The following is a 25,357-nucleotide window of genomic DNA, read 5'->3' as shown; positions in this document are numbered from 1 at the left end:
CCTTTAGAACTGGTAACGGCGCATGCGCCGCTGGATGACGAAAAGATAAAGCGAGACGCCGGCGAGGATGATGAGGAACATCACCGCGGCAATGGTGGCGCCCATGGAGCGGTCGCCGAGCTGGTTCTGGAAACCGAAGAAGGTGCGGTACAAGAGGGTGCCGAGAATATCGGTCGACCCATTCGGGCCACCGAGCGCGCCCTGGACCGTGTAGATCAGGTCGAAGGCGTTGAAATTGCCGACGAAGGTCAGGACCGAGATGATGCCGATCGAGGGCAGGATAAGCGGCAGCTTAATCTTCCAGAACTGGCTCCAGCCGGTGATGCCGTCACATTCGGCGGCTTCCAGCACCTCGTCCGGGATGTTGAGGAGGGCGGCATAGATCAGCATCATCGGTATGCCGACATATTGCCAGACCGAGATGAGCGAGACGGTGATCAGCGCCGATTCCGGCTTTCCAAGCCAGGGCGAGAAGGCCCATTTGAGGCCGACCCAGTCCATCAGGCTCGGCGCAATGCCCCAGATCGGCGACAGGATGAGCTTCCAGATAAAGCCGACGATGACGAAGGAGAGCAGCGTCGGCACGAAGATGGCCGAGCGATAGAAGCCGGCAAACCGCAGGCTCGGCACCGACAGCATGGCGGCAAGTGCAATGCCGATCGGGTTCTGCACCAGCATGTGGATGATGAAGAAGATGACGTTGTTCGACAACGCGTTCCAGAAATCTGCCGACAGGCGTGGATCGGTAAACAGGACGCGGAAATTGTTGAAGCCGACGAAGGACAGCTGGCCTTCGACCATGTTGAAGAGCGAAAGCCGCAGCGTCTCGATCAACGGCAGGATCATCACCGCCGTGTAGACCAAGAAGGCCGGCGCGAGGAAGACCAGGACGTGCCACCGAATGTGGCGTCGCACCGGAGCGATCGCGGGATCGGTGCTGTCGGTATCGCTCATGGATCTGGTTCCGGTATTTCTATTCAAGACGTTTGAGATACCCCTCATCCGGCTGCCGCCACCTTCTCCCCGTCAACCGGGGAGAAACAATATGCCGCGCCCTCTCCACCTATTCTCGGAGATCAGAGTTCGCTGCCCAATTCCCCTCTCCCTGCATGCGGGAGAGGGTCAGGGTGAGGGACAATCATGGATAACGACGTTACTTCGCCGGCTTGTACCAGCTGTCGAGGCCCTTCTGGGTCTCGGCGCCAGCTTCTTCCGGGGTCTGCGTGCCGTTGATGACATTGGCCGAGACGCGCCACATTTCCAAATCGAGGTTCGGCTGGCCGCGGCCGACGATGGCTGCGCTCGGGCGGATGGTCGGCTTGCAGTTTTCACGCCAGGAAACGAACTCCTGCGCCAGTGCATCGTCCATCTTCACCGCCGTGGAGTTGAGGCTGAAGAAGCCCGGCAGTGCATTGGCGTAAAGTTCGGCAAATTCCGCCGAAGCAACCCATTCAAGGAATTTCTTGGCGGCTTCCGGGTTCTTGCCCTTGGCGTTCAAGCCGATGCCGATGTCGTTGTGGTCGGAGATGTAGCAGGTGTCGCCAGCGTTCTTTACCGGCGGCGGGAAGGCGCCCATCTCGAAATCAGCCTGGGCACGGAACGGTGCGATTTCCCACGAGCCCGCCGGATAGATGGCGGCGCGGCCAAGCGTGAAGAGATTCTGGCTGTCCGGATAGGTCTGGGCTTCGAAACCATCACCGAGGTAGGGCTTCCACTTGGCAAGCGTTGCATAAGGCTCGACCCACTGCGGATCGGTGAGCTTCTGTTCGCCGGCGATCAGCGCCTTGCGGCCTTCCTCACCCTTCCAGTAGTTCGGACCAATGTTGTAGTAGCCCATGGTGGCGGCTTCCCACTGGTCCTTGGTGCCCATGGCGAGCGGGATGTAGTTGCCGTCCGTCTTGAATTTTTCGAGAACCGCGAAGAACTCGTCTTCGGTCTTCGGCACTTCGACGCCGACTTCCTCGAAAGCCTTCTTGTTGTAGATGAAGCCGTGGATGACGGACGCCATCGGCACGCAGAAGGTGGTTTTGCCGTCGTCGGTGGTCCAGGCGGACTTTGCCGTGTCGGAGAAATTCGACATGCCCGGCAGGTCGTTCAGCGCTGCGAGTTGGCCCTTCTGGAACATGCCAAGAGACAGATCGAACGGACGGCAGGTGATGAGGTCGCCGGCGGTGCCCGCCTCGAGCTTGGCGTTGACGGCCGAGTTGTATTCGGTCGGCGCCATCGGCGCGAAGGTGACCTTGATGTCGGGGTTCTTTGCTTCAAACGCCGGGATGATCTTTTCCTGCCAGATGGACAGGTCGTCGTTGCGCCAGCTTTCGATCGTCAGGTTGGTCTGTGCAAAAACCATGCCCGGCGCCAGCACCGTCGTGGCAAAAAGCACACCCTTCAAAATGCGAGTCATGATGTTCTCCCTCTTCTGCGCCTTCAGGCGCGCTTCATGGAACTCTTTTTCAGCTGTATTTCTTCAAGCGCGGTCCGAAGCAATCCGCCATTCTCGGCAAGCATCGCCCGCGCCTCCTCCGCATGCTCGACGCCAGCGGCGAGCAGCACGGCAACTTTCACCGAGCCGTCAGCGGCATCGACCCAGATCCGCGCTTCATCGGATGGAACCGCAACGATGTCGGCGACCATGCGAGCAGCGCGGATACGCAGCTTTTCATTATCGGCACGCAGATTGACCATGTGGCCGTCATGCACGTGGCCAAGCTTGATGGCCGCGAGCGTCGACAGCATGTTGAAAGCGATCTTCTGCGCCGTGCCGGCGCCCATGCGGGTGGAACCGGCAATGACTTCCGGAGGCGTTGCGAGCAGGATCGCGGCATCGGCATCGCGAAACAGTGGCGCGCCGGGATTGTTGGCAATGGCGACGACGCTTGCACCATGGCGACGGGCGGTTTCGGCAACGGCCAAGGTGTAAGGCGTGGTGCCGCTGGCGGAAACGCAGAGCACACAGTCACCGGCTTCGATTACCGCGGCATCGCGTTCCCCAAGTTCGGCATCGTCTTCCGGACCGCCCGGGATATCAGCGATTTGCGGCAAGCCACCGGCAAGCAGTATGGTGATGCGCTCAGGCGAGATGCCATAGGTACCCGGTAGTTCCATGGCATCCGCGGCGGCCATAAGGCCTGCACTGCCGGCACCGGCATAAATGAGTTTCCTGCCCGCTCTCAACGAGGTCGCGACGAGATCTGCTGCTTTCGAAATCTCTGGAATGGCCGCATCGACAGCGTGCGACGCCGCCTGTTGGCCCTTGGCGAGGAGCGCAAGGATTTCCATCGGAGGCAGGCGATCCAGCCCCTCCGCTTTCCCATGTCTTGCTTCGGTGGCTTTTTCGCTCATCCGATTTCTCCCTCTCTATAATTGATGCCAAAAAAATACCAATTGTCCAGAGGGAAAGTTAACCGCGATGAACAGAAAGCAAACGCGCGCGCCCAGACGCAATAATTTTTCAGCTCGCTCAATCTGTTAGCATCGCGTCTCTGCGGCAAATGAAAACGGGCTTGGCTATTGGTGTTGTTTTGGTATTGTTTGTGTCGGAGGTCTTCATGACGCGCTATTTCCTGGGCATTGACGGCGGCGGCACCAGTTGCCGGGCAGCGCTGGCAGACGAGACTGGCCGGATCATCGGTCGGGGCAAAAGCGGTGCCTCCAATATCCTGACCGACCCTGACACGGCGCTGCGGCATATCGAGGAAGCGTCGCGCCGCGCCTTCGAGGAAGCCGGGCTGGTACCGGACCTCGCTTCAACCTCCTCCGTCCTTGGCCTTGCCGGCAACAATGTCGGCGATGCAGTAAGCTACGTTTCGGCCCGTCTTCCTTTCCGGCAGTCTGACATCGTGTCCGACGGCGTGATCGCGCTCCAGGGCGCAATCGGCGACGAGGACGGCGCGATCGGCATCGTCGGTACTGGAACGGTTTACATCGCGCGCCATCAGAGCAAGCTGCATTCGATTGCCGGCTGGGGTTTCCAGGTCAGCGATCTCGGCTCCGGCGCGCGGCTGGGGCAGATGGCACTGCAGGAAAGCCTGCTCGCGCATGACGCGATCCGCCCGCCGACGGACCTCACACGAGCGATCCTTGCCGAGTTCGGCAACAACCCGGAAACCGTGGTGGATTTTGCCCGGCTGGCGAGGCCCGGCGATTTCGGGCGGTTTACACCGAAAGTGTTCGAACATGCGGCACGTGGCGACGAAACGGCGCTGCGCATCCTGCGCCAGGGTGCCGCCTGCATTGATGAAGCGCTCGATGCCGTTTGCCGGCTGACGCGGAACACCGGCCGGCTCTGCCTGCTTGGTGGTCTCGGGCCGCTATACCCGCCCTATCTTGCCGAACGTCATCGTGGCCGAATTTCCGCTCCACTCGCCGATGCGCTGACCGGCGCGGTGACGCTCGCCATCCAGACCTTTGGACGCAAAGAGACGCTCACGGCATGAACGAGACGCTCGCCGCATTGCTGCCGCTTCAGAGCCTGCAATCTGCGGGGACCGGGCCGCTTTATGTGAAGCTGCGCCGAAGCCTCGAAGAGGCGATCCGGTCCGGCCGGCTGGAGCACGGACATGCCTTGCCGCCCGAACGCGATCTCGCGGACTACGCCAATGTGAGCCGCGTCACCGTGCGCAAGGCGGTGGATGATCTGGTCCGTGATGGGCTTCTGACCCGAAAACATGGCTCCGGCACCTTTGTCGTGAAGCCGATGCCACGGGTGGAACAGCCGCTGACGAGCCTGACCTCCTTCACGGAAGACATGGCGCGGCGCGGCCTGGTGACGCGTTCCGAATGGCTGGAGCGGGGGCTGTTTCACCCCTCACCCGAGGAAATGATGATGCTGGGGCTGGCGCCCGGAACCAGGGTGGCGCGACTCGGGCGCTTGCGCATGGGAAACGACCTGCCGCTTGCCATCGAACACGCCAGTATTTCCGCCGAGTTCTTGCCGGATCCAATGTCTGTCACAGGTTCCCTTTATGCCGAGCTTGAGAAGAAGAACGCCCGGCCGGTGCGGGCCATCCAGCGAATCTCCGCTTGCAACATGAAGAACCCGGAAACCGGGCTGCTGGCGGTTCCGGTCGGGGCGGCCGGACTGTCGATCGAGCGGGTCTCCTACCTCGCATCCGGCCGCGTGGTGGAACTCACCCGCTCGCTTTACCGCGGCGATGCTTATGATTTCGTGGCCGAGCTTTCGCTTGGCTCCAAATGACGACAAGGATGATGCAATGCAGACCAACATGACGAATATGCGCAAGGAGATCAACGAGATACCGGAAGCGGCAGCGCGACTGCTGGATGGTTCGGCCGCTCAGCTTGCTGCCGCCGGTCTGGCACTGCGGGAGAAGGATCCAGCCTTCCTGATCACCATTGCGCGCGGATCGTCGGACCATGCCGCCACCTTCATCAAATACGCGGTCGAGCTGACGGCCGGCCGTCCGGTTGCCTCGCTCGGGCCGTCGCTCGCTTCGATCTATGGCAAGACATTGAAGCTCGATGGCGGTGCGGCGATTGCCATTTCGCAGTCGGGCAAGAGCCCGGACATCGTTGCCATGGCCGAAGCTGCTACCAAATCAGGCGCCTTGACCGTTGCGCTCACGAACACGCTGCCTTCCCCGATCGCCAGTGCATCGAGCCATGCCGTCGACATCAATGCCGGGCCGGAACTTGCCGTCGCTGCGACAAAGTCCTTCGTCAACTCCATCGTCGCTGGCCTCGCGCTGCTTTCGGAATGGGTGAATGACGAGGCGCTGAAGGCGGCCGTGCGTGCGCTGCCGGGTCACTTCGAGAAGGCCGTGAAACTCGACTGGAGCGCACTTGCGCAGGAGCTTGGCGAAGCAGAATCGCTCTACATGCTCGGTCGCGGCCCCGCCCTTGCCATCGCCAGCGAAGCGGCACTGAAGTTCAAGGAAACCTCCAACATGCATGCGGAAGCTTATTCCGCGGCGGAAGTGCTGCATGGTCCGGTGGCGCTGGTGGAAAAGCGTTTCCCCGTCGTGACCTTTGCGGCGCGCGACGCTGCGGAAGGTTCGGCACTCGAGGTTGCCGATAGGCTCGCGGCCAAGGGGGCGCTGGCCTTCATCACTTCGAACGGGGCGAAGACGGCGCACAAGCTGCCGTTCATCGAAACCGGCCACCCGATCACCGATGCACTTGCGTTGATCCTGCCATTCTACGGCTTCGTGGAAGCCTGGTCGCGCGCCAAGGGCTTCAATCCGGACGCACCGGTTGCGCTGAAGAAAGTGACGGAAACGTTATGAACGAGCCAAGCACCAGCAGAACGGCGATTGTCGGAGCCCGCATCTTCGACGGGACCTTCTGGCACGACGATTCCGCGCTCCTGATCGAAGACGGAAAGATCAAGGCGATCCAGCCGGTCGCCGAGCTTGAGCCTGACATCAAGACGGTCGATGCAGGTGGCGGCATGGTCGTGCCCGGCTTCATCGACCTGCAGGTGAATGGCGGTGGTGGCGTTCTGCTCAACGAGGACCAGAGCGTCGAGGGCCTGCGGCAGATGTGCTCGGCACATGCCAAGTTCGGCACGACGAGCCTTCTGCCGACGCTCATCACCGATACCTACGAGACCACCCGCGCTGCGGTGGAAGCGGGCAAGCAGGCGAGTGCGCAGCGCGTTCCTGGTTTCCTCGGGCTTCACCTCGAAGGACCTCATCTTTCGATCGCTCGCAAGGGCGCGCATGATCCAAAGCTGATCCGGCCGATGGAAGAGAAGGACATCGAGCTGATGCTCTCCTGCAAGGGAGCCTTTGGCGCGATGATGATCACAATCGCACCGGAAAACGTCACGGTTGACCAGGTGCGGCGGCTGGCAGACGCCGGCTTCATGGTGAGCCTTGGTCATACCGAGGCAGGTTACGAGACGGCGAAGCAGTACGCTAAGGCCGGCATCCGCACCGTAACCCACCTGTTCAACGCCCAGAGCCCGCTCGCGCACCGCGAACCTGGAATGGTCGGCACGGCGCTTGATACCGGTTCGCTTTACGCCGGCATGATCTGCGACGGCGTGCATGTGCATCCCGCCGCGATGGGTATTGCGCTTCGCGCAAAACGGGGGCCGGGCAAGATCTTCATCGTCACCGACGCGATGTCGCCGATCGGCACCGACATGACGAGCTTTACGCTGAACGGACGCGAAATCCTGCGGCAGAACGGCCGTCTGACGCTGGCCGACGGCACATTGGCGGGCGCCGATATCGACATGATCTCGTCGATCCGGCTCGTGCATCGCGAACTCGGCCTGCCGGTCGAGGAGGCACTGCGCATGGCCTCCACCTATCCGGCGGAAGCGGCCTGGCTTTCAGAGCGCAAGGGCGCGCTGCGGCCGGGGCTCGACGCGGATTTCGTGCTGCTGACCGACGGCCTGCAGATGAAGAGCACCTGGATCGACGGCCAGAAGGTGCATCAGGAATAATCAGGGGCGCTCCGGAAACCGGAGCTCCACCTTCAAGCCCCTGCCCGCGTGGCCGTCGGACAGGGAAAGCCTGGCGTTGTGCAGCCGGGCAATGTCTTCCGCGATCGGCAGGCCAAGGCCTGTGCCGGCATGATCCGTTCGGCCGCCGCGGTCGAACCGTTCGAGCACCGCATCGCGCTTGGCAGGAGGAATGCCGGGACCATCGTCTTCGACTTCCAGCACAGCTGCCTGATTTTCCCCTCGCACCCGCACCGTCACTTCCGCGCCGCTGCCGGCATAAAGCAGCGCGTTGCCGATCAGGTTCTTGATGAGTTCGCCGATCAGCAGCGGTTCGGCTAGAACAGATACCTCGCCCTCGCCTTCAAAACCCAGATCGATCCCGGCGTCAGCCGCGGCCGGAATATGATCGGCGGTCGCTTGGCGAGCGAGCGTCGTCAGATCGATCGCCTGCATTGCGGTCGAGCGCTTTGCCGCATCGATCTTTGCCATCAGCAGCAGTTGCGCGAGGATACGTTCGGCATCGGCAACGGCCTCGTCGGCCTTGCGCGCGGCATCCTTTGCGTCCTCCACAGTCGGGGCGCGGGCGGCGAGCGCCAGCTGCGTGCGGATGATCGTCAGCGGGGTGCGCAACTGGTGGCTGGCATTGCCGGTGAAGTGGCGCAGAGCGTCGAGCGCGTTTTCAAGCCGCACCATGAACGAGTTCACGGTATCGACCAGGCCCTGGACCTCGTTCGGTACACGTTCATCAATTGGGTGAAGGTCGTCCGGGCTGCGTTCCGCAATCGCCTCGCTGAAGCGGTAGAGCGGCCGCAAGGAAAGCGTGACGGCCACCCAGACGATGGCCGCAGCACCAAATATCATGAACAGCAGGCGCAGCGCCGAGCGGATGAGGATGGTCTGGGTCAGCTGCTGGCGGGCGATGGTGGTCTCGGCCACGGTGACAATGAAGGGCACGGAATTGATACCGGTAGAGGCGGAGCGGGCGAGCGCCGCAATGCGGATCGGCTCGCCGCGGTAATGCGCATCCTCGTAAGCCGCCGCTTGCCCTTCACGACGTGGAATCGACGGCAGGTCGCCATAGCCGGTGATGAAGTGGCCGGGCGGCCCATCCACGCGATAAAAAACCCGATCCTGCGCCGCCGATGTCAGCATCTCCAGCGCGACATAAGGGATGTCGACCTGCAGCGAGCCGTCTTCGGCAACAACGACACGTTCGGCGATTGCCAGCGCCGACCCGGCAAGAACACGATCGGAGACTTCGTTGGCTGTATCGACCGCCTCATCCCAGGTGTCGATCATGGCGATGGTGCCGATGAAGGCGGTGGCGAGCAACAGCCAGGCCAGCAGCCAGCGGCGCAGGGAATAGGTTGGGGACCGCGGCGGCGCCATCATGAGGCGGGCGCGAGCATTTCGAGGTAATATCCGATGCCGCGGGCAGTCTTCACCGTCAGCCCGTGGGGTGCGAGGCGACGCCGAAGCCGGCTCACATATTGCTCGATCGCATTGGCCGAAAGGTCTTCGTCAAAACCGGTGAGCGAGCCGACGATCGCATCCTTGGAGACGACCTTGCCGGCGCGCAGAAACAGCAGTTCGAGCAGGGCGACTTCGCGGGCGGGAATATCGAGCGGCACGCCATTGCTCGAAAAGCTGCGCGAGGTGAGGTCGAAGGTGACGCCGCCGTAATTGACGATCGAACTTCGCAAGCCAGCCTGGCGGCGCAGCAGCACGCGGATCCGCGCCTCGAACTCGGAAATATCGAAGGGCTTGATCATGTAGTCGTCGGCGCCGAGATCGAGCCCCCTCACCCGCTCCTCCGGGGTGCCGCGCGCGGTCAGGATCATCACGGCCGCCTTGTTCTGGCGGGCGCGCATCATGCGCAGCACGTCCAAACCGTCCATTTCCGGAAGGTTGAGATCAAGGATGACGAGGTCATAAGCCTCGGCGGCCACCACCGCCTCCGCCGATGCGCCATCGGCAACCGCATCGACAGCATAACCGCTGCCGCGCAGGATTGCCGTCAGCCCTTCGGCCAGAGCCTGATTATCCTCGACCAGAAGAATGCGCACGAAATACCCCGTTTCCCAGCAATTATACCGGATGAAGCGGGGATGTCACGGCCAGGGCGGACAGATGGTTACGCGCGGCCGAGATAGTCCATCTTGCCGATCGGCACCCCCTTGTGGCGCAGCAGGTCGTAGGCTGTCGTGACGTGGAAGAAGAAGTTCGGCAGCGCGAAGTTCAACACGTAACTGGTGCCGGTGAAGGTGGTGGAACCGGTACGGGTGGTGAGCACCACTTCAGCATCTTCGCGGTTATCCATGCTGGCGCGGTCGACACTTTTCAGGAACTCGACGGTCCTGTCGATGCGCGCATGCAAATCGGCGAAGGTCTTTTCGTCATCGGCCATCGGCATGTTCTCGACCCGGCCGAGCCGGACCGCGACAAACTTGGCGGTGTCGCTGGCGCGCTGAACCTGCGCCGTCAAAGGGTGCATGTCCTCGATGAGGCGAGCGCCAAGTAGCTCCTCATGCGCCATGCCTTCTTCGTCCGCGAAGGCCTCGCCCTTCTTCAGGATTTCGGTGAGGTTGGCGAAGTTGCGGAGGAAGACGGGGATCGTGACATCGTAGAGCGAAAGCGACATGGGGCGAAACCTTGGGTTCAGGTGGAGCGCCGGCTTGGCGCAGGCGGTGCAGAGGTAGGCAGAGGATGGAGAAATACAAGCGGTGCGGCGTATCGGCGGAGGCGCTCGTTCAGCTTGCCCACCACGCGCCGATGAGGCATTCTTCGCGCCCATGAAAAGGCTCCTGTTCCTTTCGCTTTACCTTGCGCTCCTGCCCCTGTTTGCCGCAGCCGATACAACGGTGTTTCCCGCCCTGTCGGGCCGGGCCGACGCACCCGTGCTGACGGTATATTCGTCGCTCGACGCGCCACTTGCGAAGCCGATGATCACCAGTTTCCAGGCCGCCAACCCGGATGTCGCGGTGCGTTACGAGGACATGCTGACCGGCGAGATCTATGACCGGATCGTGCGGGAAACGGATGCCGGACAAAAGACCGCCGACTTTGCCTTCTCCTCCGCCATGGACCTGCAGGTGAAGCTTGCCAATGATGGTTATGCGCAACAGAGCGACCTGCCGAACAGCGGGCTCTGGCCAAGCTGGGCGAACTGGCGCAACACAGTCTACGCACTGACCTTCGAGCCGGCCGTCTTCGTGTACCACAAGCCGAGCTTCCAAGACCGGCCGCCGCCCTCGACCCGCGCCGAGTTCGTACAGTTCCTGAAGGAGCGTGGCGACGCTGTGCACGGGCGGATCGGCACCTATGACATCGAGCGATCCGGCGTCGGCTTCCTGTTCATGTCACGCGACCAGGAGCAGTTCGGCGACATCTGGTCGGTGGTCGGCGCCATGGGCAAGGCCGGCGTCAAGCTCTACTCAACAAGCGGTGCGATCCTGGAACGGGTGGCCGACGGGCGCTTCCTGCTGGGCTACAACATCGTCGGCTCCTATGCCGCAGACTGGGCCAAGCACGACCCGAATGTCGGGATCGTGCTGCCGAAGGATTATACCGTCGTGATGTCGCGCATCGGGCTGGTGCCGCAGGCAGCAGCCTCACCCGAGCTTGGAAAGCGCTACCTGCAGTTCTTCATGTCGAAGGAAGGCCAGACGATCATGGCCCGCGAACTGCAAATCCCGGCGGTGAGCCCGGAAGTGGCCGGCAACAATACGGCCACCACCATGCGCGAGATGCTGGGCGGCCAATTGAAGCCGGTTCCGGTGAGCCTCGGGCTGATGGTCTATCTCGACCAGGTGAAGCGCGCCCGGCTCATCTCGCGTTGGAACGAGGTGCTGCGACTGCAGTAGCAAATCGGGCATTTCCGTGACATCCTCGTGAACAAGCGACGCGGGATGTCAGGTTGATGTCAGGTTTTTGTGATCGCTTAGACACATTCGGCCCCGTTTGGAGGCGGGACCCGATTGCGGAGGATGACAGGCAGGCTTCCAGCCTTGCAAACGCTTCACCGCCGCATGTCAAATAATGTCGCGTCAACTCAAGACGCTCAACGGAGGACACATCCTTGAAACATTTCTTCCTCGCATCCATTCTCGCGGGCGCCATCGCTCTTCCGGCTGCTGCAGCCGACTACACGATCATGGCTCCGGCAGCGCCTGGCGGCGGCTGGGACCAGACCGCCCGCACGATGCAGACGGCCATGCAGCAGGAGAAGATCTCCGACAAGGTGCAGGTCATGAACGTCCCGGGCGCGGGCGGCACGATCGGCATCGCGCAGTTCGCAAGCCAGCAGAAGGGCAACCCGAATGCGCTGATGGTTGGCGGCTACGTCATGGTCGGCGCGATCCTGACCAACAAGTCTCCCGTCACGCTGAAGGACGTAACCCCGATCGCTCGCCTGACCGGCGAATATGAAGTGATCGTGGTTCCGGCGGCTTCCGAAGTGAAGACCATGGCCGACCTCGTCGAAAAGCTGAAGGCTGATCCGGGCGCGGTTTCCTGGGGCGGCGGTTCGGCCGGCGGTACCGACCACATCACCGCTGGCCTCGTTGCCAAGGCTGCAGGCGTCGACCCGACCAAGGTCAACTACATCGCCTTCTCCGGCGGCGGCGAAGCGCTTGCTGCTATCCTCGGCGGCCAGGTGACGGCCGGCATCTCCTCCTATGGCGAATTCGAAGGCCAGGTGAAGGCCGGTGCGCTGCGCGTTCTCGCCATCTCGTCCGACGAGAAGATCGAAGGCATCGACGCCCCGACGCTGAAGGAATCCGGCCTCGACGTCGTGATCCAGAACTGGCGCATGGTTGCGGCTGCCCCGGGCCTTTCCGACGAGCAGAAGGCAGCCGTCACGGCTGACATCGAAAAGCTCGCCAAGTCCAAGACCTGGCAGGACAACCTGAAGACCAAGGGCTGGATCGACACCTACCTCGCCGGCCCGGAATTTGAAGAACAGCTCGCCAAGGATATCACGGCGACTGAAGCCATCCTGAAGGATATCGGACTGGTTAAATGAGCCTGGACCACAACGAACAGACACGTTCGCAGCGCCGCCCTGATTGGGCGGCGCTTGCTATTGCCGCCGTGCTTGCCATCATGGCGGCCATCATCTTCTTCGATGTCGCCCGCCTGCGCGACATGGGCGGCTATTCGCAGGTGGGACCGGCCACGGTTCCCGACTGGATCGCCATCGTCCTGATCTGCCTTGCCATCTGGACCGTCGTTGCCTCCTTCAAGGGTGACTTCCCCCAGCGAGAACGGCAGGAAATCAAGCCGGTCGCCTGGGTGGTCGCAGGTCTCCTGGCGCAGATGGTGCTGATCCGCCTCGTCGGCTTCTCGATTGCGACGGGCGTCCTCTTCGGCCTTGCTGCGGCAGGTTTCGGTGCACGCCGGATCTGGATCAGCATTCCGGTCGGCATCGTCCTCTGTTTTGCCATTTACTGGCTCTTCGCCGTCGTCTTGCAGCTTTCCCTGCCGGCAGGCCCACTGGAAAACCTGATCCACTGATCAGGCTTCGAGATTGAGATCATGAGCACATTCGACTTCCTTATGCAGGGTCTGGTTTCGGCTATGGAGCCGATCAACCTGCTTTACGCCCTCATCGGCGTGACGCTCGGCACCATGGTCGGCGTCCTGCCCGGCATCGGCCCGGCGACGACCGTGGCGCTGCTCTTGCCCGTGACCTATCAGCTCGATCCGACCGGATCGCTGATCATGTTCGCCGGCATCTATTACGGAGGCATGTATGGCGGCTCGACGACCTCGATCCTGCTCAACACGCCGGGCGAAAGCGCCTCGATCATCACCGCTCTCGAGGGCAACAAGATGGCCCGCGCCGGGCGCGGTGGTCCGGCCCTTGCGACGTCCGCCATCGGCTCGTTCGTGGCCGGCCTGATCGCGACGCTGGCGCTTGCCTTCGTTGCTCCCTACATCGTCAAGCTGGCGCTGGTCTTCGGACCGCGTGAATATTTCGCGCTGATGGTGCTGGCCTTCGTCACCGTTTCCTCCGCCTTCGGTAATTCTGCCCTGCGCGGGTTGACGTCGCTCTTCATCGGCCTGGCACTCTCGCTTGTCGGCATCGACCAGCTGACGGGCCAGAACCGCCTTTCGTTTGGCGTCCCCGACTTGCTCGACGGCATTGAAGTCACGACCATGGCGGTTGCCATGTTCGCGATCGGCGAGACGCTGTTTATCGCCGCCCAGGGCGCCCAGGCACCCGACAAGGTCGAGGCCATCCGTGGCTCTGTCTGGATGACCGCGAAGGACTGGGCCCGCTCCTGGAAGCCCTGGCTGCGCGGCACCGTGATCGGCTTCCCGATCGGCGCCATGCCGGCCGGCGGCGCCGAAATCGGCACCTTCCTTTCTTACGCCGCTGAAAAGCGCCTTTCGAACCACCCTGAAGAATTCGGCAATGGTGCGATTGAAGGCGTTGCAGGTCCGGAAGCTGCCAACAATGCATCGGCTGCCGGTACGCTCGTGCCACTGCTGACGCTTGGCCTGCCGACCTCCGCCACCGCAGCGATCATGCTCGCCGGCTTCCAGCAATACGGCCTGCAGCCGGGTCCGCTTCTGTTTGCGACCAACCCGCAGCTCGTCTGGGGTCTGATTGCCTCGCTGCTCATCGCCAACCTGATGCTGCTGGTGCTGAACCTGCCGCTCGTCGGCCTCTGGGTCCGGCTGCTGACGATCCCCAAGCCATGGCTTTACTCCGGCATCCTGGTGTTTGCGACGCTCGGCACGATCGGCGCCAACCCGTCGGTCTTCGAGCTCGGCATGCTCCTGGTCTTCGGCCTCGTCGCCTATGTCATGCGCGTGTTCGACTACCCGATCGCGCCTGTGATCGTCGGCCTGATCCTCGGCCCGCTTGCAGAACAGCAGCTTCGCCGTGCGCTGTCGATCAGCCAGGGCGACGTGACGACACTCGTGCAGTCGCCGATTGCAGCCGTGCTCCTGGGTCTGGCAGCCATCGCGTTGATCCTGCCGCTGGTGCTTCGCCTGCGCGGACGCGGCAATGTGCTGACCCAGATGGCAGCCAGCGAAGACTAAGGTTAAGTTTGGACACCAAAAAAAAGCCCGGCTCGACGCCGGGCTTTTTTTTGGGGGTGTTGGGAAATTCCTCACGGTCCGAAGACGGACCACCCGGTGCGATGCGCCAGCATTTCCAGCGCCAGTGAGCCGAGCAGCGAGTTGCCGTGGTTGTTGAGGCCGGGCGACCAGACGGCGACCGACGCCTTGCCGGGCGCTACCGCCAGGATGCCACCGCCAACGCCGCTCTTGCCGGGCAGGCCGACGCGGTAGGCGAAATCGCCGGAGCCATCGTAATGGCCGCAGGTGAGCATCAGTGCGTTGATGCGACGCGCCCGCTGGCGCGATACGACCGTGTGGCCCGTCAGCGGATTGCGGCCGGAAGCCGCGAGGAAAAGGCCGGAGCGGGCAAGCTGGGTGCAGGTCATGGCGAGCGCACAGTGGTGGAAATAAACGCCCAGTACATGCTCCACCGGATGGGTAAGCTTGTTGAAGGAGCGCATGAAGTTGGCAAGCGCAAAGTTCCGATAGCCGGTGGCGTGCTCCGACTTTGCCACTTCCGGATCAATCGCGATCGTATCGTCATCCGCGAGGTAGCGCACGAAGCGGACGATTTCACCAATCGCTTCGCGCGGTGTGTGGCCCGCGAGCACAAGGTCGCTCACGGCAATCGCGCCAGCATTGATGAAGGGGTTTCGAGGCTTTCCCTCCTCATGCTCGAGCTGCACGATGGAGTTGAAGGCCGAACCCGAAGGCTCGCGCCCGACGCGGTTCCAGGTCGTTTCGCCGTGCTTGCCGAGCGCCAGTGTCAGCGTGAAGACCTTCGAGACGCTCTGGATGGAAAAGGGAACGTCGGCGTCGCCGGCCTTGTAGGTCTGGCCATCGACATCGATGACCGCAATCCCGAACTTCTTCGGGTCGACATGCGCGAGCTGGGGGATGTAATCGGCGGCCTTGCCCTCGCCCAGACGCGGCTGAAGCTTCTCGTGGATCTCGTCGACGATGGCCTGCAGGTCTGGCATGGGAATCTCTTGAGCGCGGCGTTGGGGCGCCTACTGTTCGAAGGCGCTGCCCGACAGATGGTTTCTGGCGGAGCTTTTCACCGCGCCGATTTCCGTCCAGAGCGAGGCGATCATCGCTGGGTCGACATCGGCCATGATGTCGCGCAGCCAGCCTTCATGCGCCGCTGCCATGCGCTCGAAGAGCGAGATGCCATCGGGCGTGAGAATGGCAACGGTGACGCGGCGATCGCCTTCCGGCGTGAGGCGCTGGACATGGCCGTCCGCTTCCAGCCGCTCGACGAGGCCGGTGACGTTGCCGTTGGTGACCATCGTACGTTTGGACAATTCGCCGAGGCGCAGGCCGTCCTTTTCGCGGTAGAGCTGCGCCATCAGGTCGAACTGCGGCAAGGTGGCGCCGAACTCGCTGCGCAGACGGCGACGAATTTCCGTGGTGATAAGCTTCGTCGTGGAAAGCATGCGCAGCCACAGCCGGGTTTCCGGCTTGTTCTTGCCATGTGGTCCATGGACGATCAGTTCCAGATCGGCGCTCGCCACTTCCCCATCCATCGCTTTACACCCCGAGATATCGATCCTGCAGTTCGGTCGTCAGGTCGGCCGGCTTGCCGCTCCAGGCGCTTTTTCCGTTTTCCAGAATGACACAGCGGTCTGCAACCGGCAAAAGCTCCGAAAGCGTCTTGTCCACTACAAGAATGGACAGGCCTTCATCTTTCAACCTGCGGATGGCGCTCCAGATGTCCTGGCGGATCACCGGGGCCAAGCCCTCCGTTGCTTCGTCAAGGATGAGAAGGCGCGGGTTCGTCATCAGTGCGCGGCCGATCGCCAGCATCTGCTGTTCGCCACCGGACAAGGAACGCGCCATCTGTGCATGCCGTTCCTTGAGCCGCGGGAAGAGATCGTTGACTCGCTCAAGGGTCCACTGCCCAGGGCGCGCAGCGGCAACGAGGTTTTCGTGCACGGTGAGGTTCGGGAAGCAGCGACGGCCTTCCGGCACCAGGCCGATGCCGAGCCTTGCCACCTTGTGCGGCGGCTGGCGATCGGTCGGCTTGCCGCCGAACACGATCCGGCCGGAGTGTGGCGGCATGAGGTTGCAGATCGACTTGATCGTTGTCGACTTGCCCATGCCGTTGCGGCCCATCAGCGCGACCGCCTCGCCTTCCTGCATGGCAAAATCGACGCCGAACAGCGCCTGGCTGCTGCCGTAGAAGGTGGCGATATTTTCGACCTGGAGCAACATCAGTCGTGGTCTCCGAGATAGGCGCTGCGGACGGTCGGATCGCGCCGGATCTCGTCTACCGTGCCGGTGGCGATGACGCGGCCATAGACCAGCACCGAGATACGGTCGGCGAGCGCGAAGACGGCGTCCATGTCGTGCTCGACCAGCAGGATCGGTGCTTCCTGGCGAAGCGTATCGAGGAAACGGGTGAGCGCCTTTGAGCCTTCAGGGCCCATGCCCGCCATCGGCTCATCCAGAAGGAAGGCCTTCGACCGGAGCGCCAGCGCCATGGCGATCTCCAGCTGGCGCCGTTCGCCATGCGAGAGCTCAGCGGCGGGAATGCGGGCGCGCTCGGTCAACCCGACACGCTCCAGCATAGCCATTGCCTTGTCGATCAGGCCCTGGTCGCGCATCACCGGGTTGAAGAAGCGGAAGCTTGAACCTTCCTTGGCCTGGGCGGCCAGCATGACATTGCGCAGTGCCGAAAACTCCGGCGCAATCGACGACACCTGGAAGGTGCGGCCGAGCCCAAGCCGTGCCCGTTCGGCGACACTCAAGCCTCCGACATCTTGGCCCGCAAAGCGGATGCTGCCGGAATCCTGGCGCAACGTGCCGCAGATCTGGTGGATGAGCGTCGACTTGCCAGCCCCGTTCGGGCCGATCAGCGCGTGGATTTCACCCGGGCGAAGATCAAGCGTCACGCCATCGGTGGCCCGCAGGGCACCAAAATTCTTGACGAGGTTCGAGATCTGGAGGATCGGCTCAACCATGTTTGGCCTTTCCGGCAAGCAGGCCAACGAGGCCACCGCGGGCAAAAAGCACGACGAGCAGCAGGATCAGGCCGAGGAAGAACTGCCAGCGTTCCGTGATGCCGCCAAGCGCATATTCGAACGCGACATAAAGGGCTGCACCTGCGAGCGGGCCGAAGAGCCTGCCAGTACCGCCGAGGATGATCAGCACGATGAGTTCGCCCGACATGTGCCAGGAGAGCATCGAAGGGCTGACAAAGCGGTTGAGATCGGCAAACAGCGCGCCGGCAAGACCCGTGATCATGGCCGACAGCACGAAGCCCGTCAGCCGGATGCGGTAAGGCTGGATGCCAACCGTCGCGACGCGCACCTCGTTCTGCCGGGCTGCCTGCAGGGCCGCGCCGAAGCGGGAGGCGCGGATTACCGCGAAAAGCGCGATGCCGACCAACAGGATGACATAGCAGATGAGGAAGAAGTTCATCGGCACCATGGTCATGACGCCGGGGAACTGGTTGCGCACCAGGATCGACAGGCCATCCTCGCCGCCATAGGCCGGCCAGGACACCGCGAAGTAGTAGACCATCTGCGCAAAGGCGAGCGTGATCATGATAAAGTAGACGCCCGAGGTGCGCAGGCTGATGGCGCCGATGGCAAGACCGACGAAACCGGCAAGCGCCATGGCGACCAGCCAGATGATCCACATCTGGTTCGTGCCCGACAGGCCAAAGAGCACCGGTTCACCCGAAAAGCTGTGCGAGGCGAGGATGCCGGCGACATAACCGCCGATGCCGAAGAATGCCGCATGGCCGAAGGAAACCAGACCACCGACGCCGAGGGCCAGGTTCAGGCCGGTTGCCGCGAGCGCCAGAATCGCAACGCGGGTCGCAAGCGTGATGTAGAATGGCTGGCCGGCGGCATTGGCAATGAGCGGGATCGCCAGCAAAGCAACGGCCAGGATGAGGTTGATGAGGTTTTCGCGGGTCAGGATCATGATCGAACCGGAAGCCTCACGCATGCGCCGGCGGGAACAGGCCCCGCGGCTTGACGGCCAGGATGATGGCCATGACGATGTAGATCAGCATGGATGCAACAGCGCCGCCGATGGCACCCGCCTGTGCCGGCGGCACGAAGAGCACCATCAGCTTGGGCAGCAGGAAACGTCCCATCGTATCAGTGACGCCAACCAGCAGAGCACCGAGCAGCGCGCCCTTGATCGAGCCGATGCCGCCGATGACGATGACCACGAAGGCGAGGATCAGCACCGGTTCGCCCATGCCGACCTGTACGGACTGGATGGCGCCGACCATGGCGCCCGCAAAGCCAGCGAGTGCTGCGCCAAGCGCGAAGACGACGGTATAAAGCGTGCGGATGTCGACGCCGAGCGCGCCGATCATTTCGCGGTCGCTTTCGCCGGCGCGAATGCGCATGCCAAGCCGGGTGCGGGAGATCAGCATGTAGAGCCCGAAGGCAACAAGCGCGCCGGCGGCAATGATGGCCAGCCGGTAGACCGGATATTCCGTACCACCGGGAAGCGCGACGGCGCCCTGCAACAGCGGCGGAATGTCGAGATAAAGCGGGAATGAGCCGAAGAGCCAGCGTGTGCCTTCTGAAAACATCAGGATCAGCGCGAAGGTCGCCAGCACCTGGTCGAGGTGATCGCGGTCGTAAAGCCTGCGGATGACGGCCAGCTCAACGATCGCGCCGGCCGCCGCTGCCGCAACGAGGCTGGCGACGAGGCCGATCCAGAACGATCCGGTCCAGGCTGCCACGGCGGCGCATGCGAATGCGCCGACCATGTAAAGCGAGCCGTGAGCGAGGTTGATGAGGCCCATGACGCCAAAGATCAGCGTCAGCCCGGCAGCCATGAGAAACAACATGACGCCGAGCTGAATGCCGTTCAGCAACTGCTCCAGAGCAAGTGCAATGGTCACGTGGCGACCTTAGAGCTTGCAGTCTTTGGCGTAGGCATCGCCGTGATCGGTGAAGATCTTCTCGACGGTCTTGTTGGTGAGCACACCATCCTTCTTGATGACTTCCGTCAGGTAAATGTCCTGGATCGGATGCTGGTTGGTGTTGAACTTGAAGTTGCCACGCGGCGACTGGATCTCAGCCTTCTTCAGTTCGGCTGCAAATGCATCGGCGTCCGAAACGCTGGCCTTGGAAGCGGCAGCGAGGATCAACTGGGCTGCGTCATAAGCCTGGACGGCGTAGATCGACGGAAGGCGATTATATTCCTTCTGGAAGTCGGCAAGGAACTTCTTCGATGCCTCGTTGTCGAAGTCCGGAGCCCACTGGCCGGAAGCCTTGGCGCCGAGCGCCGCATCGCCGATTGCCGGCAGAACGTCCTGGCTGAAGGAGAAGCCGGGGCCCATGACCGGGATCTTCACGCCGGACTGTGCGAACTGCTTCATGAAGGCGATGCCCATGCCGCCCGGCAGGAAGACGAAGATGCCATCGGCACCGGATGCACGCATCTGGGCGATTTCAGCGGCGTAGTCGGTCTGGCCGACCTGGGTGTAGACTTCGGCTGCCAGTTCGCCCTTGTAGTAGCGCTTGAAGCCGGTGAGCGAATCCTTGCCGGCCGGATAGTTCGGGGCCAGGATGAACATCTTCTTGAAGCCCTTGTTGGCGTATTCGCCCATGGCTTCATGCAGGTTGTCGTTCTGGTAGGCGGCGTTGAAATAAAGCTTGTGGCAGTTCGCGCCAGCAAGCTGTGCGGGAGCCGCGTTGGTCGAGACGTAGAACTTGCCTTGGGCAACCGCGCTCGGCGCAACCGCCATCAGCAGGTTCGACCAGACGATGCCGGTGAGGATGTCCACCTTGTCTGACTGGATCATCTTGTCGGCGATCTGCACGGCCAGTTCCGGCTTCTGTGCATCGTCTTCAGTAACGACGGTGATGTCCTTGTTGCCAGCATTCTTGATGGCCAGCATGAAGCCGTCACGCGTATCGATACCGAGACCAGCGCCACCGCCCGAAAGGGTGGTGATCATGCCGATCTTCACCGGATCGGCGAAGGCAAGGCCGGAGGCGCTCAGGCTAAGCGCGAGCGTGGCCGCAGCGAGCATTTTCTTCATCTAACAAGCTCCCAATTGTTGTTGTTTGTATCGTTCCCAGATGCCGGCGGCGGAGGTGTCCCGCCGTGGTCTCTTTCTGTCTTCCACATTTGCGTGGAAACTTCCACTCCGGCCCCGATGCCGGAGACTATTCAATGCGCACTATGGTTACGCCGACAGCTTCTGCTTCAGCCGGAAGCGCTGGATCTTGCCGGATTCGGTCTTGGGCAAGGCGTCGGTGAAGATGATGGAGCGCGGATACTTGTAGGGCGCGATCACCGACTTGACGTGATCCTGGAGGATCTTGACCATCAGATCGCTCGGCTCGTGGCCCTTGGCCAGCACGACATGCGCCTGGACGATCGTCCCGCGCTCCTCGTCGGGCACGCCGATGACGGCGCATTCGAGCACGCCATCGTGCTTGAGGAGCGCGGCTTCGACTTCGGGACCTGCAATGTTGTAGCCAGCCGACACGATCATGTCGTCGGAGCGGGCCGCGAAATGGAAGTAGCCGTCCTCATCCTGCACGAAGCTGTCGCCGGTGAGGTTCCAGCCGTCCTTTACGTAGTCCTTCTGCCGCTCGTCGGCGAGGTAACGGCAGCCGATCGGCCCCTTGACCGCGAGCCGCCCAACCGTACCGCGCGGCACCTCGTTCATGTTGTCGTCGACGACAATGGCTTCGTAGCCGGCGAGCGGCTTGCCGGTGCAGCCGGCCTTGAAGTCGTCCATCCGGTTGGAGATGAAGATGTGCAGCATCTCGGTTGCGCCGATACCATCGATGATCGGCTTTCCGGTTTTCTTCACCCACTCCTCGAACACGGGCGCGGGAAGCGTTTCACCGGCCGACACCGCAACACGCAGCGAGGACAGGTCGGCGCCGCCGTCCATGGCCGCCAGCATCGCGCGGTACGCGGTCGGCGCGGTAAAGCTGATCGTCGCCTTGTAGGTCTCGATGATCTCGATCATCTTCGGCGGCGTTGCTTGCTCCAGCAAGGTTGCGGCCGCACCGAAACGCAACGGGAAGATTGCCAGGCCGCCGAGGCCAAAGGTGAAGGCAAGCGGCGGCGAACCGACGAAGACGTCGTCGGGCGTGACGTTCAAGACTTCCTTGGCGAAGGCATCGGCGATGATCAGCAGGTCGCGATGGAAATGCATCGTTGCCTTCGGCACACCGGTCGAACCAGAGGTGAAGCCGAGCAGTGCAACATCGTCGCGACCGGTCTTTACGGCCTCGTAGCGCACCGGCTTGTTCAGCGCAGCGCGGTCAAGTTCTGCATCGTGGTTGGCGGTGCCATCGAAGCCGACGACGAGCGTCGGGTATTTGCTCTCCTTGGCGGCCGCGACCATCTCCTCCATGAGGCGGGTGTCGCAGAGGCACAGCTGGATTTCCGCCTTCTCGATCGCCTTCACCAGTTCGCCAGCGCGCAGCATAGGCATGGTGTTGACCACCACGAGGCCAGCCTTCGTCGCGGCAAGCCAGCAGGCCACCATGGCCGGATTGTTTGCGGAGCGAATCAGGACGCGGTTGCCCGGCTTGAGGCCGTAGTCTTCGGTGAGCGCACGCGCGATGCGGTTTGTCCAGTCGGCCAGTTCCTTGTAGGTGCGGCGACGGCCGTTGCCGATAAGCGCGGTATGATCGCCGAAGCCCTTTTCGACCATGCGGTCGGTGAGCTCGACCCCGGCATTCAGCCATTCCGGATACTGAAAGTCTCCCACCTTGATCTCCGGCCACTGGTCAAAGGGCGGAAGATTGTCGCGGGCAAACGTGTCCTGGTGGCCTGAGGGTCCCAACATGCTTTTCGTTCCCAAGTGTTTTTTATTCTATGCGGCTTTGTGCCTTTCGCGCAGAAAAGCACCGCTCGTTCACGGTTGCAAGAGAGAAACTTTAAGTTTGTAATATTTTCGTTCCGGCTTACGCGCGCCCGGCGGTGGCAACGATGATGGGAGCGCGGTTAGCGATCAGAGCGAGGCAGCGGCGCGGGCAGCCTGGTCGTAGTGGCCAGACAGGGCACGCAGGCGCGACGCCATGGCCGACAGCGTCTCGCCGGAGACTTCCGTTGCCAGGACCGACTTTACCAGAAGCGCCTCGCGCATGGCAGCGTATTTTGCGCAGGATTCGGCGCCCATCGGGGTGATCATCACCAGCTTTTCCTTGCCGCGCCGGCCTGACTTGATGAGCTTCAGCCGCTCCAGCTTCTTCAGCGCATAGGTGACGACATGGGTGTCCTCGATGTTGAGGACGAGCGCGATGTCCGCCAGCGTCTTCGGCTTGTTGCGGCTGTTGATGTGGTGCAGCACCAGAACGTCGATCGGCGAGAGATCCGGCACGCCGGAGGCTGCCATGCAGCGGACCATCCAGCGATTGAAGGCATGATGCAGCATGATCATGCCGAATTCGATTTCGGAAAGCGCCGGCAAGGCACCGGTTGCAAGATGACCCGATGAGACGATCGGCCCGAACTCGTTCTTGTCCGATGACATGGCGTTCCCTCCGAAAACAATGCGCCGCAAGCCATGAAGCTCGCGGCGCATGCTGGTCTTACATCTTCTTGTAGGCGTCAAGGATGGCAGCACCGTCTGCGCCAGCCTTTTTCAACCAGTCTTCGGTCAGCTTGGCGCCAACGTCAGCCAGGCCTTTCTTCAGCTCTTCGCTCGGTTCAACGACCTGCATGCCGTTTTTCTGGAGTGTCTCCATGTAGGCCTTGGTCTTTTCCACGCCGAGCTCCCAGCCACGCGCTTCAGCGGCAGCCGCGGAATCGGTGACGGCTTTCTGGACTTCCGGATCGAGGGCTTCGAAAGCAGCCTTGTTGACGAAGGTGATGTTCTTCGGGATCCAGGCCTGGGTGTCGTAGTAGTGGGTCAGCGATTCCCAGATCTTGGAGTCAACGCCGGTTGCGCTCGAGGTCATCAGGCTTTCGACGACGCCGGTTGCGAGCGCCTGCGGCAGTTCGGCGGCCTGGACGGTGACCGGCTGGGCGCCGACGAGTTCTGCGATGCGCGAGGTGCCGACGTTGTAGGCGCGCCATTTCAGGCCCTTGAGGTCGGCAACGCTGTTGACGTCCTTCTTGGTGAAGACACCCTGCGGCGGCCACGGCGTTGCATAAAGCAGCTTGAGGCCCTGCTCATCGAGCGCCTTTTCGATCGCCGGCTTGGATGCTTCGTAAAGCTTCTTCGACTGCTCGAAGCTGGTTGCAAGGAACGGCACGACGTCGATGCCGAAGACCGGGTTTTCATTTTCGTGCAGCGAGATCAGCACTTCGCCGGCCTGGGCCTGTCCGGTCTGGACGGCACGCTTGATGTCGGGGGCCTTGAAGAGCGCCGCGTTCGGGTGAACGGTAATCTTCAGCTTACCACCGGAAGCAGTGTCGACGTCCTTTGCGAACTGCATCAGGTTTTCGACATGGTAGTTCGCCGGCGGATAGGCAGAAGGCAGAACCCAGGCTGTCTGCGCCCAAGCGGTCCCCGAAGCTGCCAGAATGGCGGCGGCGGCAATGCCCATCCGTGTGAGGCGGGATATCGTTTTATGCATTTCCATTCCCCTTGTTGTGAACATTAACCCGGATAAACCATTCGTGGCAGAACCAACACGATGTCCGGGAAGATCGTGAGGACTGCAACTGCTGCCAGAAGCAGGAAGAAGAACGGAAGCGCGGCCTTGGCAACGGTCAGGCTGTCGCGCCCGCTCATCGTCTGGAGAACAAAGAGGTTGAAGCCGACCGGCGGCGTGATCTGCGCCATCTCGACCATCAGGACGAGGAAGATGCCGAACCAGACCAGGTCGAAGCCCGCCTGCTGGATCATCGGCAGGACCACCACCGTGGTCAGCACGATCATCGACAGACCATCGATGGCGCAGCCGAGCAACACATACATGATCGTCAGGACCGCGATCAGCGCGTAGGGGCTGAGCTGGAAGCTGTCGACCCAGGAGGCAAGCGCGTTCGGAATGCCGGTATAGCCCATGGCAATCGACATATAGCCGGCGCCGGTCAGGATCAGCATGATCATCGACGTCATGCGGGTGGCGCCCATGATACTGTCGATGAAGGTCTTCCAGGTGAGTGCCCGCTGCCACAGCGCGATGACAAGCGCGCCCAGCACACCCCAGGCCGCACATTCGGTTGCTGTTGCCCAGCCGAGCAGCAGCGCGCCGAAGACGGTGAGGATTAAAAGCGCCAGCGGAATGAGGTTGAGCGTTTCCTTTAGTTTTGCCCGGAAGGGCATGCGCGGCTCTGGCGGCGGGCTCTGGTCCTTGTTCATCAGGTGCCAGACGACGATGGCGCCCATGTAAAGCCCCATGACGATCACTGCGGGAAGGAGCCCCGCCATGAACATCTGGATGATCGAGACATTGGCCGCTACGGCATACACGATCATCGGGATCGATGGCGGGACGAGGAAGCCGAGCGTGCCAGCGCCTGCGAGCGAGCCGAGCGCAATGCGTTCGTTATAACCCCGCTTCTTCAGTTCCGGCAGGGTGATCTTTGCGACCATGGCCGTGGTCGCGGCCGAGGATCCGGAGACCGCGCCGAACAGGCCGCAGCCCAGCACGTTGACATGCACGAGACGACCCGGAAGCCAGTTCAGCCATGGTGCGAGGCCCCGGAACATCTCATCCGACAGGCGCGTGCGGAACAGGATCTCTCCCATCCAGATGAAGAGCGGCAGCGCGGCAAGGCTCCATGAGGCGGCGCCACTCCAAGCATTGGTGGCAAGTGCCGCGCCAAGCTGGATGCCCGCCGGTGCGAATTGCATGGCAATGAAGCCGCAGATCAGCAGCGCTGCGCCGATCCAGACACCTCCGACAAGGAGGAGAAGCAGGGAACCGAGGATCAGGCCGGAGACTTCGACAAGGTGGCTCGCGTCCATGG

Annotated in this window: 25 protein-coding genes; 8 read left to right on the top strand and 17 right to left on the bottom strand. The window is 62.3% G+C overall.

Annotated elements, in window-relative coordinates:
• Positions 1-3: 3 nt before the first annotated feature.
• From CYG48_RS15680 to CYG48_RS15670, 3 genes are all read right to left on the bottom strand, one after another.
• A complete protein-coding gene (locus CYG48_RS15680) occupies positions 4-954 on the bottom strand; it encodes a carbohydrate ABC transporter permease (RefSeq protein ID WP_118851223.1) in 951 nt (316 codons plus the stop codon).
• Positions 955-1,153: 199 nt separating this feature from the next.
• Positions 1,154-2,404 (bottom strand): ABC transporter substrate-binding protein, encoded by a 1,251-nt coding sequence (locus tag CYG48_RS15675; RefSeq protein WP_118851222.1) that lies wholly within the window; start codon positions 2,402-2,404, stop codon positions 1,154-1,156.
• A gap of 23 nt (positions 2,405-2,427) precedes the next feature.
• Entirely contained in the window at positions 2,428-3,342 is a 915-nt protein-coding gene (locus tag CYG48_RS15670) for an N-acetylmuramic acid 6-phosphate etherase (RefSeq protein ID WP_118851221.1), read from the bottom strand.
• 206 nt (positions 3,343-3,548) lie between these two features.
• Here CYG48_RS15670 and CYG48_RS15665 point away from each other — a divergent pair, with 206 nt between their 5' ends.
• From CYG48_RS15665 to nagA, 4 genes are read left to right on the top strand one after another with little or no spacing between them, the layout of a single operon-like run.
• Complete coding sequence (locus CYG48_RS15665) at positions 3,549-4,436, top strand: N-acetylglucosamine kinase (RefSeq protein ID WP_118851704.1); 888 nt, start codon at positions 3,549-3,551, stop codon at positions 4,434-4,436.
• Positions 4,433-5,197, top strand: a complete 765-nt coding sequence (locus tag CYG48_RS15660) for a GntR family transcriptional regulator (RefSeq protein ID WP_118851220.1) — start codon at positions 4,433-4,435, stop codon at positions 5,195-5,197. The genes CYG48_RS15665 and CYG48_RS15660 overlap by 4 nt, the downstream gene beginning before the upstream one ends.
• A 16-nt stretch (positions 5,198-5,213) precedes the next feature.
• Entirely contained in the window at positions 5,214-6,245 is a 1,032-nt protein-coding gene (locus tag CYG48_RS15655) for an SIS domain-containing protein (RefSeq protein WP_199925159.1), read from the top strand.
• The gene (gene nagA / locus CYG48_RS15650; RefSeq protein ID WP_118851219.1) at positions 6,242-7,414 is read left to right on the top strand and encodes an N-acetylglucosamine-6-phosphate deacetylase; all 1,173 of its coding nucleotides are present in this window, start codon (positions 6,242-6,244) and stop codon (positions 7,412-7,414) included. Before CYG48_RS15655 ends, nagA begins: the two co-directional genes overlap by 4 nt.
• Here nagA and CYG48_RS15645 read toward each other — a convergent pair whose 3' ends face one another.
• The 3 genes from CYG48_RS15645 to CYG48_RS15635 form a co-directional block, all read right to left on the bottom strand.
• Positions 7,415-8,806 carry a sensor histidine kinase gene (locus CYG48_RS15645; protein ID WP_118851218.1) on the bottom strand — a complete coding sequence of 464 codons (1,392 nt, stop codon included), beginning with the start codon at positions 8,804-8,806 and terminating at the stop codon, positions 7,415-7,417. It abuts the gene before it with no gap.
• The gene (locus CYG48_RS15640; RefSeq protein WP_118851217.1) at positions 8,803-9,480 is read right to left on the bottom strand and encodes a response regulator transcription factor; all 678 of its coding nucleotides are present in this window, start codon (positions 9,478-9,480) and stop codon (positions 8,803-8,805) included. Before CYG48_RS15640 ends, CYG48_RS15645 begins: the two co-directional genes overlap by 4 nt.
• Positions 9,481-9,548: 68 nt before the next feature.
• Entirely contained in the window at positions 9,549-10,208 is a 660-nt protein-coding gene (locus tag CYG48_RS15635) for a DUF1993 domain-containing protein (protein WP_245450353.1), read from the bottom strand.
• Between CYG48_RS15635 and CYG48_RS15630 the strand changes: the two genes are divergently transcribed.
• The 4 genes from CYG48_RS15630 to CYG48_RS15615 all read left to right on the top strand — a co-directional run bounded on the left by CYG48_RS15630 (position 10,207) and on the right by CYG48_RS15615 (position 14,467).
• Positions 10,207-11,277 (top strand): ABC transporter substrate-binding protein, encoded by a 1,071-nt coding sequence (locus CYG48_RS15630; RefSeq protein WP_118851215.1) that lies wholly within the window; start codon positions 10,207-10,209, stop codon positions 11,275-11,277. The genes CYG48_RS15635 and CYG48_RS15630 overlap by 2 nt on opposite strands.
• A 215-nt stretch (positions 11,278-11,492) precedes the next feature.
• Positions 11,493-12,437 (top strand): Bug family tripartite tricarboxylate transporter substrate binding protein, encoded by a 945-nt coding sequence (locus tag CYG48_RS15625; RefSeq protein WP_118851214.1) that lies wholly within the window; start codon positions 11,493-11,495, stop codon positions 12,435-12,437.
• Positions 12,434-12,928 (top strand): tripartite tricarboxylate transporter TctB family protein, encoded by a 495-nt coding sequence (locus CYG48_RS15620; RefSeq protein ID WP_118851213.1) that lies wholly within the window; start codon positions 12,434-12,436, stop codon positions 12,926-12,928. The genes CYG48_RS15625 and CYG48_RS15620 overlap by 4 nt, the downstream gene beginning before the upstream one ends.
• A gap of 21 nt (positions 12,929-12,949) precedes the next feature.
• Positions 12,950-14,467: a tripartite tricarboxylate transporter permease gene (locus tag CYG48_RS15615; protein ID WP_118851212.1), complete on the top strand. Its 1,518-nt coding sequence runs from the start codon at positions 12,950-12,952 to the stop codon at positions 14,465-14,467.
• 71 nt (positions 14,468-14,538) lie between these two features.
• Here CYG48_RS15615 and CYG48_RS15610 read toward each other — a convergent pair whose 3' ends face one another.
• The 11 genes from CYG48_RS15610 to CYG48_RS15560 form a co-directional block, all read right to left on the bottom strand.
• Positions 14,539-15,468 (bottom strand): glutaminase, encoded by a 930-nt coding sequence (locus tag CYG48_RS15610; RefSeq protein WP_118851211.1) that lies wholly within the window; start codon positions 15,466-15,468, stop codon positions 14,539-14,541.
• A gap of 30 nt (positions 15,469-15,498) precedes the next feature.
• Positions 15,499-16,014 (bottom strand): MarR family winged helix-turn-helix transcriptional regulator, encoded by a 516-nt coding sequence (locus CYG48_RS15605; RefSeq protein WP_118851210.1) that lies wholly within the window; start codon positions 16,012-16,014, stop codon positions 15,499-15,501.
• Between the two features lie 4 nt (positions 16,015-16,018).
• The gene (locus CYG48_RS15600; RefSeq protein WP_118851209.1) at positions 16,019-16,702 is read right to left on the bottom strand and encodes an ABC transporter ATP-binding protein; all 684 of its coding nucleotides are present in this window, start codon (positions 16,700-16,702) and stop codon (positions 16,019-16,021) included.
• Entirely contained in the window at positions 16,702-17,451 is a 750-nt protein-coding gene (locus CYG48_RS15595; protein ID WP_118851208.1) for an ABC transporter ATP-binding protein, read from the bottom strand. Before CYG48_RS15595 ends, CYG48_RS15600 begins: the two co-directional genes overlap by 1 nt.
• Positions 17,444-18,421 (bottom strand): branched-chain amino acid ABC transporter permease, encoded by a 978-nt coding sequence (locus tag CYG48_RS15590; protein ID WP_245450352.1) that lies wholly within the window; start codon positions 18,419-18,421, stop codon positions 17,444-17,446. Before CYG48_RS15590 ends, CYG48_RS15595 begins: the two co-directional genes overlap by 8 nt.
• A 16-nt stretch (positions 18,422-18,437) precedes the next feature.
• A complete protein-coding gene (locus tag CYG48_RS15585; protein WP_118851206.1) occupies positions 18,438-19,361 on the bottom strand; it encodes a branched-chain amino acid ABC transporter permease in 924 nt (307 codons plus the stop codon).
• Between the two features lie 9 nt (positions 19,362-19,370).
• Positions 19,371-20,507: an ABC transporter substrate-binding protein gene (locus CYG48_RS15580; protein WP_118851205.1), complete on the bottom strand. Its 1,137-nt coding sequence runs from the start codon at positions 20,505-20,507 to the stop codon at positions 19,371-19,373.
• Between the two features lie 147 nt (positions 20,508-20,654).
• A complete protein-coding gene (locus CYG48_RS15575) occupies positions 20,655-22,280 on the bottom strand; it encodes an AMP-binding protein (protein WP_118851204.1) in 1,626 nt (541 codons plus the stop codon).
• A 165-nt stretch (positions 22,281-22,445) separates the two neighbouring features.
• Positions 22,446-22,967 carry a winged helix DNA-binding protein gene (locus CYG48_RS15570; protein ID WP_118851702.1) on the bottom strand — a complete coding sequence of 174 codons (522 nt, stop codon included), beginning with the start codon at positions 22,965-22,967 and terminating at the stop codon, positions 22,446-22,448.
• 58 nt (positions 22,968-23,025) lie between these two features.
• Positions 23,026-24,015: a TRAP transporter substrate-binding protein gene (locus CYG48_RS15565; protein WP_118851701.1), complete on the bottom strand. Its 990-nt coding sequence runs from the start codon at positions 24,013-24,015 to the stop codon at positions 23,026-23,028.
• Positions 24,016-24,038: 23 nt separating this feature from the next.
• Positions 24,039-25,355, bottom strand: coding sequence for a TRAP transporter large permease (locus CYG48_RS15560; protein WP_118851203.1), 1,317 nt, complete (start codon positions 25,353-25,355; stop codon positions 24,039-24,041).
• Positions 25,356-25,357: the final 2 nt, after the last annotated feature.

Origin of the sequence: Neorhizobium sp. SOG26 (assembly GCF_003491345.1) — a bacterium.
Classification (GTDB): domain Bacteria; phylum Pseudomonadota; class Alphaproteobacteria; order Rhizobiales; family Rhizobiaceae; genus Neorhizobium; species Neorhizobium turbinariae.
The sequence above is the reverse complement of the archived record's forward strand: the minus strand, read 5'-3'. Positions and strand labels throughout refer to the sequence as shown.